We start from the raw sequence: 12713 nt of genomic DNA on the forward strand, positions 1-12713 counted from the left end.
GTGGCGTATCGCTCTGTGCGAGTCAGGAATTGAATGGGTCATGCAACCATTGAAATGACACAGCGCGCGATCCGGGAGTGGGTGGAACACGCAACCATCGAGATGACGCAGCGCGATGTCCGCCCTCCCTTCAAGACGCGGGCGATCGCCATGATTCGTTCGGCTTTCAGCCAAGCCGCTCTGGCCAGAATCGCTCTCCCGGGAAACGGCTCAGCGGCTCCAACAAACGGCGACCCGCGAAATGACGCGGGCGGACGTCGTGGGCTCGCATTGGTCATGGGCCACGCCGGTCGGCTCCGATGAGCAGTGATGCGTTGGTGAACAGTTACGAGCGCTTTATGCGGAGCTTGGCAGGCGCTCGAGGTCCGCTGTCGAAAGCACGAAGTTGACGCCGATACCGAGTGTCGGCTCACATACCGCGGTGATCGCCTGGAATGCCTCTACAGTCTCGGGTTGCAGCGTCTCCCCATTGTAGAGGACGGCCTTCGTGCTGCGCATCATGAACCCGGCGAGCAGGTCTGCGGCTTGGATGCCAGGATGCCCCTGCGACTTCACGAACCTCAAGGAAGCCTTCTCTTTGAAGCGATAATCGGCATGAGGAAAGGGGACAGTAAGGCCATTTCCAACCAACTCCTCGGTCATGGCCTTGGCCTCTAGAAGAATCGCATCGAAGTGCGCTTGCTCGTCGTGAATGAGCGTCACGTCCGCGATGCGCCCGGCACGAAGCTGGTTGATGCGCGCATAGATGTTGGTGAGCGAGCTGAGATTGGGCAGCATCGAAATGGACTGGCCACGCTTGCCGACATCGGGCATCGGCAAGACGCGTCGCTGTGCGGCCTCGTTCTCCGGCCCAGCCTGAAGGAACTCGCCGAAGCTCTTCGCCGTACCGCGATGGAGCGCTTCCGCGATGTCTTCGCTCCGAGAGCGCGGCTCAAGCCACTCCAGCATGCTCTGAAACGCGGAGGTCACGCTCTTGGGCGAGGGCGCATCGCATGCCGCAGCGTATGCCTCGAACGCAGTCAGTGGCGCATTCTCATGGATGTATTCCGCCATGAGATTGATCATCCATTGATTCTCGGGCATGAAGTTGATGTCGTCTATAGGCGGTAGAACGAGCGTCATGAGGATGTTCGTGGCGATCATGAAGCGCTTGTCGACGAGTTCGATCATCATCGGCAGTTGATGCGTGCGGATGAACGCGGCGAGTTCCGTCATCAGTCGCTCCTTTCCTTCAACCGATGAAGACTTCATCTCTGGCGACTGTATTCGGTAGTGTTTCTTGAGGCGCACCAGTTCCGCCGCCAAGGCGCTTTCGTCATCGACGCCCAAGCAGGCCAGTACAAAAATCTGCTGTCCGCCAAAGGCGAAGTGCGCGCCTGGCCGTGCCAAGCCTCCCGAGCTGCCACTCTCGTCGATGTAGAAGTTTGTGATCACTGTCTTTGCCTCACACAGAAGATGCGTGTGTTGTGTCGCAGTGGGGCTGGATTCTTGGTGAAGTGGAACAAGTCCCTCCGCTGAGTCCCCAGTCCGCCGCGCTCTGATGATCGGCAGGGCAATCCTGGATGCAGGTGATGAGGGGGGCAGACCACGAAGGGTACGGCTGCTTGTCGACTTGGGCCCAAATCCCTCGGTCCTCCCTCCTGCGAGATTTCCAACCCCCTGAATTTATTGGAAATGGCCCTTTGCCCTTGACGGTTTTTGTCCGAAAGGAGAATTTACCGACCGGTCGGTAGGTGGTCATCGAGGCCCTGGACCCGACCCGGAAAGGACACGCGATGCAATCGGGACGGAAGCAGGACGACGGCGAGCGCTACCGGGCCATCATGGAGACGGCGGCGCGTCTCATCTGCGAGCGCGGCTACGAAGGCACCTCCATGCAGGAGATCGCCGCCGCGTGCCGGATGACCAAGGCCGGGCTCTACCACCACGTGCAGAACAAGGAGCAGCTGCTCTTCGACATCATGAGCTACGGCATGAGCGCCTTCGAGCAGGACGTGCTCGACAAGGTGGCCTCCCTGCCGGATCCCGTGGAGCGTCTGCGCGAGTGCATGCGCCTGAACATCCACCTGGTCACGGGCGGCTGCTCCAAGGAGGTCATCATCATCCTCCACGAGCACGCCACGCTCACCGGCGAGGCCCGCTCCTTCATCGATCAGCGCAAGAAGCGCTACGTGCGCTTCCTCGAGGACGCGTTCGCCGAGGCCGTGCGCACGGGCCGCATCCGCCCGGTGCAGCCCACCGTCGCCGCGTTCTCGTTCCTCGGCATGATCCTGTGGATCTACAAGTGGTTCCAACCGGATGGTCGGCTGTCGGCCACCCAGGTGGCGGACGAGATGGTGGACCTGCTCTTCACGGGGCTCGTCCATCCGGCCGTGGGGGCCTCTCCCACGCTGTCGCTCGTGCCCCCCAAGCCCGCGGAGGGCCTCTCATGAAGTCAGGTCGTTGGAGCTCGCTGGCCGAGATCGTGGCCAGCATTCCGGACGGGGCGTGGCTCGCCCCCGGTGGATTCATGCTGGGGCGCGCCCCCATGGCCCTGGTGCTGGAGCTCATCGCCCAGGGGCGCAAGAACCTCCAGGTCATCTCCCTGCCCAACCCGCTGCCCGTCGAGTTCCTCGTGGCCGGCGGGTGTCTGTCCCGGGTGGAGCTGCCCTTCGGCGCGCTGCACCTGGAGGGCCGGGTGCGGCCCCTGCCGTGCCTCAAGCGGGCCATCGAGCAGGGCACCATCGCCTGGCGCGAGCATGACGGCTACCGCGTGGTGCAGCGCCTGCGCGCGGCGTCCATGGGCCTGCCCTTCATCCCCGCGCCGGACGCGGACGTGTCCGAGCTGGCCGAGGCCGAGCCGCTGCTCACCGTGGTGGACCCCTACACCGGGCAGTCCGTGCCCGTGGAGCAGGCCTTCTACCCGGACGTGGCCCTCATCCACGCCCGCGCGGCGGACGAGCAGGGCAACCTCTACATCGAGGACCCCACCACGGACCTGCTGGTGGCGGGCGCGGCGCGGCGGGTGCTCGCCACGGCCGAGGAGCGCGTGGCGAAGCTGCCTCGTGTCACGATTCCCAGCTTCCAGGTGGAGCGCGTGGCGCTCGCGCGGGGAGGCGCGGCGCCCACCGGCTGCGCGGGCCTGTACCCGCACGATGACGCGATGTTGGCGGACTACCTCTCCCTGGCCGAGGCCGGCCGCGAGGGCGTGTTCCTGGAGCGCCTCTTGAGCAAGCGGAGCGTGGCATGAGCGCGGACGCGACTCCCGCCGAAGTGGTGGTGTCCCTGCTCGCGCGGGACATCGAGGACGGCGCGGTGGTGGCCACCGGCGTCGCCTCGCCCCTGGCCATCCTCGCCATCGCGGTGGCGCGGGCCACCCATGCCCCCCGGCTCACGTACCTGGCGTGTGTGGGCTCGCTCAACCCGGACCTGCCCACGCTCCACCCCTCGTCCGAGGACCTGCGCTTCCTGGAGGGCCGCTCGGCGGAAGTGTCCATCCCGGACCTCTTCGACCATGCGCGCCGCGGCCGGGTGGACACGGTGTTCTTCGGCGCCGCCGAGGTGGATGCCCTGGGCCGCACCAACATGACGGCCTCGGGCAGCCTGGGCAGCCCGCGCACCAAGTTCCCCGGCGTCGCGGGCGCGGCCACCCTGCGCCAGTGGGTGCGCCGGCCCGTGCTGCTCGTGCCCCGGCAGTCCCGGCGCAACCTCGTGGCCCAGGTGCAGGTGGTGACGACCCGGGACGATCGCCGTCCGGTGCGGCTCGTGTCCGACCTGGGCGTGTTCGAGCTGGGCGTGGGCGGCGCGAAGCTGCTCGCCCGGCACCCGTGGGCCAGCGTGGAGCAGATCTCCGAGCGCACGGGCTTTTCCTTCCAGGCGGAGGCGCACCTGCCCGTCACGCCGCTGCCGGACGCCCGCACGCTCGCGGCCATCCGGTCCATCGATTCTCGAGGCTACCGCGACCAGCTCGTCGGGGCCTGATCCGCACCCACCACCCATCTCTTCGGGAGTTTGCAATGAGGGCTGTCGTTCTTCGTGAGTTTGGCGCGGCGAGCAACCTGCGGTTGGAGACTGTTCCGGATCCCCGTCCGGGCCGGGGCGAGGTGCTCATCAAGGTGCACGCCTGTGGTGTCTGCTACCACGACGTCATCAACCGCCGGGGCAACCTGCCGCGCACCCACGTGCCCGCCATCCTCGGCCACGAGGCGGCCGGAGAGGTTGTCGAGGTGGGTCCGGACACGCCCGGGTGGAAGGTGGGCGACCGGGTGGCCACGCTGCAGCGGCTGTCGTGTGGCGAGTGCGCGCTGTGCAAGAGCGGCCGCAACAGCCTGTGCAAGAAGGACAACCGCTTCTTCGGCGAGGAGATCTCCGGCGGCTACGCGGAGTACATGACGGCGCCCGTCATGGGCCTGGGCCGGGTGCCGGAGGGGCTCCCCTGGCCGGTGGCGGCCACGGTGTGCTGCACCCTGGGCACGGCGGTGCACACGCTGCGCACGCGCGGGAAGATCCGCGCGGGCGAGACGGTGCTCATCACCGGCGCGAGCGGCGGCGTGGGCCTGGCGGCGGTGCAGCTGGCCAAGGTGGACGGCGCGCGCGTCATCGCGGTGACGAGCGGCGAGGCCAAGGTGCAGGCGCTGCGCGAGGCGGGCGCCGACGAGGTCATCATCTCGCGGGGCCTGGACTTCGCCAACGAGGCGCGCCGGCTCACCGGCGGCGAGGGCGTGAACGTGGCCATCGAGATTGTCGGCAGCGCCACCTTCGCCCAGTCGCTCAAGGCCATGGCTCCGGGTGGCCGCGTGGTGGTGGTGGGCAACCTGGAGACGGGCAAGGTGGACTTGAACCCCGGCCTCGTCATCGTCAAGGAGCTGGAGATCATCGGCGCCTTCGCCACCACGCGCGAGGAGCTGGACGAGTCCCTCAAGCTCGTGGCCGACAAGAAGATCCGCCCGTTCGTCTCCGACGCCGTGGCCCTGTCCGAGGCCGGCAAGGCGCACTTCCGCCTGGAGAACCGGGAAATCGCCGGCCGCGTCGTGCTTCTGCCCCAGGAACTCCAGTAATCTTCCCAACCCCCGTTTTTCCCGCCCCCGAGCGAGGTATTCGTCATGAAGAAGCAAGTTGGAATCGAGGCGCTGGCCATCGCGGTGCCGCGCCGGTACGTGGACATCGCGGAGCTGGCCCAGGCGCGCGGGGTGGATCCCGCCAAGTACACCGCGGGCCTCGGCGCCAAGGAGATGGCGGTGCCGGATCCGGGTGAGGACTCGGTGGCGCTGGCCGCCACGGCCGCCTCCCGGCTCATCCAGGAGCAGGGCGTGGATCCCTCGCGCATCGGCATGCTCGTGGTGGGCACCGAGACGGGCGTGGACCACGCCAAGCCGGTGGCCTCGCACGTCCAGGGCCTGCTCAAGCTGCCGCGCTCCATGCGCACCTTCGACGCCCAGCACGCGTGCTACGGCGGCACCGCGGGCCTCATGGCCGCCAGCGAGTGGATCGCCTCGGGCGCCGCCGCCGGCCGCTCGGCCATCGTGGTCTGCTCGGACATCGCCCGCTACGGCCTGAACACCCCGGGCGAGCCCACCCAGGGTGGCGGCGCGGTGGCCCTGCTCGTCTCCGAGCAGCCGGACCTGCTCGCGCTGGACGTGGGGCTCAACGGCGCGTGCACCATCGACGTGTACGACTTCTGGCGTCCCTCGGGCCGGCGCGAGGCGCTGGTGGACGGGCACTACTCCATCAGCTGCTACCTGGACGCGCTCTCGGGCGCGTACCGCGGCTGGCGCGAGCGGGCGCTGGCGCACGAGGTGGTGCGCTGGGGTGACTCGCTGCCCAGCGAGCAGCTCGCGCGCATCCTCTACCACGTGCCCTTCTGCAAGATGGCGCGCAAGGCCCACACCCAGCTGCGCCTGTGTGACCTGGAGGCCGCGCCGGCCACCCAGAACGCCACGGCCGCCGAGCGCGAGGAGGCCGCCAAGTCCACCGCCAGCTACGACGCCCAGGTGGCCTCGTCGCTCGGCGTCAACGCCCGCATCGGCAACGTGTACACCGCCTCGCTGTACCTGGCGCTCACGGGCCTGATGAGCGCCGAGGCCGCGCAGCTCGCCGGCAAGCGCATCGGCCTGCTGTCCTACGGCAGCGGCTGCTGCTCGGAGTTCTACTCCGGCGTGGTGGGCGCCAACGCCGCCCAGCGCATCGCCAAGGCCAACGTGGAGGGCGTGCTCGCGCGCCGCGAGCGCGTCTCCGTGGCGGAGTACGAGCGCATCATGAACCTGTCCTCGGACGCGCCGGAGCAGCTCACGCCGGCCCCGGGCGAGTTCCGCCTCAAGGAGATCCGCGACCACCGCCGCGCCTACGTGGGCGGCTGAGAAGGGCCGGCCGTGCCCGTCCTGGCCAGTGCGAGAGGCAGGTGCATGAAGCGGGCACGGCGGAGCGCGTGGCGCTGGAGGGTCCTCGGGTGCTGGCTCGCGGTGGGAGGCCCGCTCCCGCTCGGGCAGGCCCGGGGCGCCGACGACGCGTGGGAAGTCGCGGCCTCGCGGCCTCCCTCTATCGAGGCGTCGGGGGGCATCGGGCCCTGCCTCTCGGTGCAGGCGGGCGAGGCCCTCATGATGCTCGTGGACCCCGACGGGGACGGCATCGTGAGTGGCCTGGACAACTGCATCGGGGTCGCCAATCCCGATCAACGGGACTCCGATGGAGACGGGTACGGAGACGCCTGTGAAGGACCCGTCTCGTCGGCGGACCTCGTTCCGTCGCTCTCCGTGTCGCCTCCGACGCGTGTCGGGCAGGTCCTCACGGCGCGGATCGAGGTCCGCAATGTGGGCTTCGCGGCCACCGGACCCGTGACCCTGGAAGTCGTCCTTCCCGAGGAGGCGCGGCTGCGGAAGATCCTCCCAGACCGTGCCTGGAAGTGCGAGGAAGACCCGGAGGCCCGCCGCGTCCACTGCTCCATCGGTGATCTCAAGCCAGGCGCCAGGACAACGGTGCGGCTGAAGGTGGAGACGCTTCAACGGGCGCCCGTGGAGTTCTCGGTCATCGCCGCGTCGCAAGCGATTGACGACACGCCCGAGAACAACACGCTGCACGTGACGTTGCCGTTCTAGAGCCCGGCCACCTTCGCCGAGCCGCTCACGGTGTAGGCGAGGGCGAGCTCCTGCTGGGCGCCCGTCGGAGCATTCAGCTCGAAGCGGACGATGCCGTCCTCGCTCACCCGGGTGGGGGCGGGCTTCGTCTGCTCGGGCAGGAGCTTCACCTCCACCGCCTCCACTTCCGAGACGGGGATGCGCTCCTCGAGCACCACCTTCTCCGGGCGCGTGCCGGTGTTGGACAGGTAGAGCGTCACCCGGTGGGTGTGGACGCGCCGGCCGGTGAGGCGCTGGGTGTCCTGCTTCGTGTCCACCTTGCGCAGGATGCGCAGGGCGTCCTCGCTGCCAAAGCCCAGCTTGAGCCGCTCGCCCACGCCGGTGAAGGCGAGCGAGGCCCGGCCCACGTACCCGCTCGTGCGCACGAGCTCCACCGGGCCCGCGAGCAGGACGTGCGTGCCCCGGTTGTCGAAGCGCGCCACGCGGTGCACCAGGGGCGAGTGCTCCGGCATGCCCACGAGCTCCGAGGTCGCGGGCGCGGTGAACTGGAACAAGGGGACACGGTGGGGCGCGCCGTCGCCCGGCAGGGTGACGCGGTGGGGGGCCCGGAGCGACAGGGCCTCGCCGCCATCGTCCAGGCCGGGCATCTCCCGGACCCGCGTGGCGGCGCCCTCGCCTGTGTGCTGGAGCACCTCCTCGCGCACGGCCACCTCCACGACCTGCTTCTCCTGCTCGCTCTTGTCGCGCAGCCGCAGCCAGTCCTCCACCAGCCGGGGCGGGCTCGCGCCCAGGGTGGGGCGGGCCGTGGACAGCGCCAGCTCCACGTCCGTCCAGTCCTCCCCGGTGCGCTGCCACACCACCGCCTCGCACTCGAGCGTCACCGACTCTCCGCCCTCGCCGGGCAGGAGCGTGGCGCGGTAGGCGGGCCGCCACGCCGCGCACGGCACCAGGTACGTCACCCGCAGGGCCACGGTGCCGCCCGTGGGGTGGGTGAGCTCCAGCCGCGCCGAGGTGTCGAGCGTCTTCTCCGTGGGCTCCGCCTGGGCGAGCACGGACTGGGCCTCCGCCCACTGCTGGCGCGTGCGCGCGGCGCGGCGGGTGGCGTCCCGGAGCGCCTGGTCGGCGGCCGTCGCCGCCTGGCGCACCCTGTCCAGCTGGCCATGCCAGACCTGGGACTGCTCCTGCCCCTGGCCCACGAACTCGGCGATGGCGCGCAGCACGTCCTCGCGCGCCGTCTCCACCGTGGCCAGGCGCGTGTGCAGGCGCTCCACCTCGGCCTGGGCGAGCTTGTACTCGCGCTCGAGCGTCTCCACGCGTGCGCGCAAGGGGCCCTTGTCCACGGCCTCGCCGCGCGGCTTCTCGCGGGCCACGCGGCTCAGCCGGGCCTGGAGGATGGCGCCGCCGGTGAGCTGGGCCTGGAGCGAGCGATCCACGGCGAGGGGGGACAGCCCCTCCACGCTCACGGACTGCGTGCCGGCGGACAGGGTGAGGTCGGCGCGGCGCTCCACCAGCGCGCGATCCTCGAGGACCGTGACCTTGACGATGGGCAGGTTGACGGGCGTGGGCATCACGTCCTCCGGTTGCCGCCCACGAGCATCTTGTGGGCGGGAATGCGAATGGACCACGTGGCGAGCAGCTTGTGCGTCTCGCCGGGGCCGAGCGTCACCCTCCAGCGCCGCTCGCCCTCGACGGGGGCCTCGCCGGGCGGGGCCTCGCGCCGGCTCCAGGTGGGCTTCACCTCGGCCTCCTCCACCTTGATGTCCTTCTCCGCCAGGGGCACCGCGGGCACGCGCTCGAGCACCTCCACGGTGACGGCGCGCGGGGTGCGGTTGGCCAGCTCCACGGTCACCTGGTGCTGCAGCACGTTCGCGTTGTTGAACATGCCGCCGGACAGCTCCTCGAAGCGCGTGCGGCGCGACACCTTGATGGACTCCTCGACGCCCAGGCCCAGCCGCTGATGGGCGCCGGGGGCGAGCGTGGGCAGGGTGGACGTCATGAGGAACTCGTCCCCGAGGGTGACCTCCACCGGACCCGCGAGCAGGGCATGCGGCGTGCGGTTCTCCACCTGGACGGTGCGGAACACGATCGGCTCCACCGAGGGCACGCTCACGTACTCGGGGGTGAGGCCCACCTGCGCGGCGAGGACCGGCACGCTGTGCCAGCCCCCATCGGACGGCACGTCCACGCGGCCCTCCACGTCGAAGCGGTGGGCGAAGTTCGGCGAGGACTCCCGCGGCGGAACACAGCCGGGCGGAGGCGCCACGTGCCGCACCGTCTCCGCGAGCTGCTCGGACTGGGCCACGAGCGCGAAGACATCCAGGTGCAGGTGGAGCCCCAGGGCCACGAGCCGCTCCTGGACGGCCGTCCCGGGCCGGGCGTACAGCCGACCGCGGCGCTCCGGCTCCTCGGCGGCGCCCATCACCAACTGGCCGTAGTCGAGCAGGTTCGCCTCGGGCTCCAGGGCACGGGCCTTCTCCGCCCCGGCACCTCCGCGCGGGGCGCTTCCACCGAAGGCGGGCTCCTCCACCTCCTCCTCCAGCATGTCGAGCGAGGGGGCGCTCATGCTGGGCGCGCCCTCGTCCTCGTCCTCCTCGACCATGACGCTGCGGCGCTTCATGAGCTCCGAGTTCCTCCGCGGGGCCATGGGCTTGGGCGCGGGCGCCGAGGCGGCGGGCGCGGCTCCCGGGGGCGGGGGCCTGCCGCCCACCGCGGGCATGGACTGGGTGATGCGCTGGGGGGCCGGGGGCGGCGGAGGCGCGGGCGGCGGCGCCAACTCGCGCGCCCGGGGGCGCTCCACGGAGGGCGGGGGCGGCGCGGGGGGCGGGACGGCGTCGTAGCCGGAGAACAGGGTGTCGAGGCCGGGGGGCGGCTCGCGCCAACCCGAGCGCGCGGGCGGCGGCTGCCGTCGGCCGATACGCAGGGCCTTGAGCTCGGGCACCTCGGCGCGGCGCTCCAGGTGCGCGGTGGACACGCTCAGGCGCACCTGACTCCAGTCCTCACCCGTGCGCTGCAGCAGGGCGGCGCGCATCCGCAGCGTGCCGCCATCGAGCGTCCGGGGCATGCGCAGCTCGTAGCCCGGCACCCACCGGGCCCCGGGCACCGCGTACTCGAGCGCCACCTGGACGCGCTCGGCATGGGCGCCCACCTCCGAGAGCGTGAGCAGGGCGGCGCGGTGCAGCCGGGTGCGCTGGCCCCGGGCGGCGGAGGAGCCCTCCTGCAGCCGCTTGCGGCACAGCTCCACCCGCTCCTCGGCCTCGCGGTACTGGCGCTCCAGCTCGAGCAGGCGGGCCTGCTGGGTGGAGAGCTCCGTGTCCACGAAGGCGCCCAGGGAGAGGATGGCGCCGAGCGCCGACTCGCGGGGGGGCTGGGGCTCGTTGCGCGAGCGCGGGGGGAACGCGGGCTTGAGGCCCTGCAGCGAGGCGATGTCCCGCCGGGTGCGCTCCAGCTCGGCCACGAGCGTGGCGAGCGTGTCCTGGGCCTCCTCCAGGGCGTGCTGGGCGCGGGGCAGCTCGGCCTCGGATGGCACCTGGACGTCGAAGGTGGGCCGCACGTCGCGCACCCGCAGGTCCGCGGGGCCGGAGAGCACCGCCGCCCGGAGCGAGTCCTCGCGCAGGCCCAGGGGCAGCCCGTCGATGCGCACGTGCACGGGCAGCCGGCCCTGGTCCGCGGGCACCCAGGCGAGCCGCGTGCACAGGGCTCCTTCGGCGTGGACGGTGACCGCCTCCAGCGTGGAGGGTACGACGATCATGGGCGCGCTCCTGGATGCGAGTCCGAGGGCTCCGGACGCTAGCACGCGCCCATGACAGTCCGGGCGCTACGGCTTCATGACGCCGAGCGTCTCCAGGCCTTGACGCAGCTGCGCGCGGTGCGAGGGCGGGGCGGGGTGGGCCTCGAGGAAGGACTGGATGGTCTGGACCTCGTCGTAGCGGTGGGTGAAGCCCGTGGCGGCCCGGAAGGCGTGCCCGTCCACCACGATGGGGTACTGCAGGTGGTAGAGCGCGCCGCGCGGCAGTCGGGGCAGGCCGAAGCGGCCGACGAGCTGGCGCAGCACCGCCATGGGCAGGGGCACCGGCACCCGCTCCGCCTGGCGCACGATGACGGACAGGGGCAGGGGCTGGGGTCCCGCCACGTTGAAGACGCCCCGGGGGCGCTTGTCCAGCGCGAGCAGGATGGCCGAGGCCACGTCGTCCTCGTGCATGAACTGGAAGAGCGGATCGTACCCCGCCACCAGCGGCACCCGCCGCCCGCGCAGGAACGTGGCCAGGGTGCCCTGGGCGGACGGGCCCAGCGTGTAGCACACGCGCAGCACCGACGTGGTCAGCTCGGGGGTGCGCCACAGGGCCGTGGACGCGTAGAGGTCCGCGGCCACCAGGTCCGCCAGCTCGGGGAACGAGGCCAGCTCCTTCGGGGGCTCGTCCTCCGTGTGGTAGAGCGCCGAGTCCGGCGCGGCCCCATAGAAGGTGTGCCGGCCCACGAAGAGGGCGTGCTTCACGCCGTAGGCGCGGCAGTGCTCGAAGACGACCCGGGTGCCGCCCAGGTTGATGCGGTGGCGCTCCTCGCCCTGCACGCGCAGGGACGTCACCGTGGCCATGTGCACCACGGCATCCGGCCGCCGGGTGCGGAAGACGTCCTCCGCGCCGCGCTTGCGCAGGTCCACCGTGTGCACCTCGATGCCCTCGGGCGCGTCCGCCCAGGGTCGGGTGTCGATGCCCACCACCGTGTGGCCCTGGTCGCGCAGCCCCAGCGCCACGCGCCGCGCCACCGCGCCTCCCAATCCGAGGATGAGGACCTTCATGGCGTCACCGCCGCCTGCCAGCGCTCGTTGCGGCGCCGGTCGATGATGTCCGCGATGCGCGCCTTGACCTGCTCCACATAGCCTTGGATGACGCTGTCCTCCTCGTTGCCCGTGCCCTCGAAGACCATGGGCTCGGAGTAGTGCAGCTCCAGCGGGACGGGCAGGGGCAGGGGCAGCAGATAGGGGGTGACGGGCACGTAGGGCATGCCGAGCACCCGCCCCAGGCCATAGAGGTTGGCCACCGTGGGGATGGCCGCGCCGCCTCCGAGGAAGCCAAAGGGGATGATGGGCGTGCGCGTCTTGAGCGCCAGCCGCATGAAGCCCGTGCCGAAGTCCACCAGATCATAGCGCTGGGGGTAGAGCTTGGCGGTGCCGCGCGCGCCCTCGGGGAAGACGAGCAGCAGCCGGTCCTCCTCCAACAAGCGCGTGGCGTTCTCCGGCAGGCCGGGAAACTGGCCGCAGCGGCTGCTCCAGATGGAGGCCAGGGGGGTGGCGTTCACGAACTTCTCCGCCATGCCCTGGGCCAGCCGGGGCGTCTGGGCCTCCAGGAAGCACGAGGCGATCACCATCATCCCATCCACCGCCACGCCCCCCGAGTGGTTGCCCACCAGCATGCCCCGGCCCCGCGCCGGCACGTGCTCGATGCCGTGGCAGCGCACCCGGAAGTAGTGCCGGTAGAAGAAGTTCAGGGCCTCGTAGACGACGCCCAGGTGCCACCGGGACACGCCGTAGGGGTCCACGCCATACGCATTGAAAGGGAGCTCCAGCCGCTCCAGCCGCGTCTTCACCTCTGATCGACTCACGCCGTCTGCCCCTCCCAGGCCTCGGCGGCCATCGTGTCAGATTCCGTGCGTGCCCGGGTCCGTCTT

The 12713-nt window shown here is 70.8% G+C and carries 11 protein-coding genes; 6 read left to right on the forward strand and 5 right to left on the reverse strand.

Annotated elements, in window-relative coordinates; all coding sequences use genetic code 11:
* Positions 1–336 precede the first annotated feature (336 nt).
* Positions 337–1434, reverse strand: coding sequence for a DUF3800 domain-containing protein (locus I3V78_RS13830; RefSeq protein WP_204487962.1), 1098 nt, complete (start codon positions 1432–1434; stop codon positions 337–339).
* Positions 1435–1775: 341 nt separating this feature from the next.
* On the opposite strand from I3V78_RS13830, the gene I3V78_RS13835 reads away from it, so the two are divergent.
* Genes I3V78_RS13835 through I3V78_RS40330 form a run of 6 tightly spaced genes read left to right on the forward strand, consistent with a single transcriptional unit; the run spans position 1776 to position 7070 of the window.
* Complete coding sequence (locus tag I3V78_RS13835; RefSeq protein ID WP_204487964.1) at positions 1776–2432, forward strand: TetR/AcrR family transcriptional regulator; 657 nt, start codon at positions 1776–1778, stop codon at positions 2430–2432.
* On the forward strand, positions 2429–3229 hold the full coding sequence (locus tag I3V78_RS13840; protein ID WP_204487966.1) for a CoA transferase subunit A: 801 nt from the start codon (positions 2429–2431) through the stop codon (positions 3227–3229). Before I3V78_RS13835 ends, I3V78_RS13840 begins: the two co-directional genes overlap by 4 nt.
* Positions 3226–3960 (forward strand): CoA-transferase subunit beta, encoded by a 735-nt coding sequence (locus I3V78_RS13845; protein WP_204487968.1) that lies wholly within the window; start codon positions 3226–3228, stop codon positions 3958–3960. Before I3V78_RS13840 ends, I3V78_RS13845 begins: the two co-directional genes overlap by 4 nt.
* Before the next feature lie 35 nt (positions 3961–3995).
* Positions 3996–5036, forward strand: a complete 1041-nt coding sequence (locus I3V78_RS13850) for an alcohol dehydrogenase catalytic domain-containing protein (protein ID WP_204487969.1) — start codon at positions 3996–3998, stop codon at positions 5034–5036.
* Between the two features lie 45 nt (positions 5037–5081).
* Positions 5082–6335 carry a hydroxymethylglutaryl-CoA synthase family protein gene (locus I3V78_RS13855; protein WP_204487971.1) on the forward strand — a complete coding sequence of 418 codons (1254 nt, stop codon included), beginning with the start codon at positions 5082–5084 and terminating at the stop codon, positions 6333–6335.
* A 45-nt stretch (positions 6336–6380) separates the two neighbouring features.
* Entirely contained in the window at positions 6381–7070 is a 690-nt protein-coding gene (locus I3V78_RS40330) for a thrombospondin type 3 repeat-containing protein (protein WP_204487973.1), read from the forward strand.
* On the opposite strand, the gene I3V78_RS13865 is transcribed toward I3V78_RS40330, so the two are convergent.
* From I3V78_RS13865 to I3V78_RS13880, 4 genes are all read right to left on the reverse strand, one after another.
* Complete coding sequence (locus I3V78_RS13865; protein ID WP_204487975.1) at positions 7067–8617, reverse strand: DUF4139 domain-containing protein; 1551 nt, start codon at positions 8615–8617, stop codon at positions 7067–7069. The genes I3V78_RS40330 and I3V78_RS13865 overlap by 4 nt on opposite strands.
* Positions 8617–10797 carry a DUF4139 domain-containing protein gene (locus tag I3V78_RS13870; protein ID WP_204487977.1) on the reverse strand — a complete coding sequence of 727 codons (2181 nt, stop codon included), beginning with the start codon at positions 10795–10797 and terminating at the stop codon, positions 8617–8619. The genes I3V78_RS13865 and I3V78_RS13870 overlap by 1 nt, the downstream gene beginning before the upstream one ends.
* 66 nt (positions 10798–10863) lie before the next feature.
* Positions 10864–11844, reverse strand: coding sequence for an SDR family oxidoreductase (locus tag I3V78_RS13875; protein ID WP_204487979.1), 981 nt, complete (start codon positions 11842–11844; stop codon positions 10864–10866).
* Positions 11841–12647, reverse strand: coding sequence for a 1-acyl-sn-glycerol-3-phosphate acyltransferase (locus tag I3V78_RS13880; RefSeq protein ID WP_338023569.1), 807 nt, complete (start codon positions 12645–12647; stop codon positions 11841–11843). The genes I3V78_RS13875 and I3V78_RS13880 overlap by 4 nt, the downstream gene beginning before the upstream one ends.
* Between the last annotated feature and the right edge of the window lie 66 nt (positions 12648–12713).

The sequence above is a fragment of the Archangium primigenium genome (genome assembly GCF_016904885.1).
Taxonomy (GTDB): domain Bacteria; phylum Myxococcota; class Myxococcia; order Myxococcales; family Myxococcaceae; genus Cystobacter; species Cystobacter primigenius.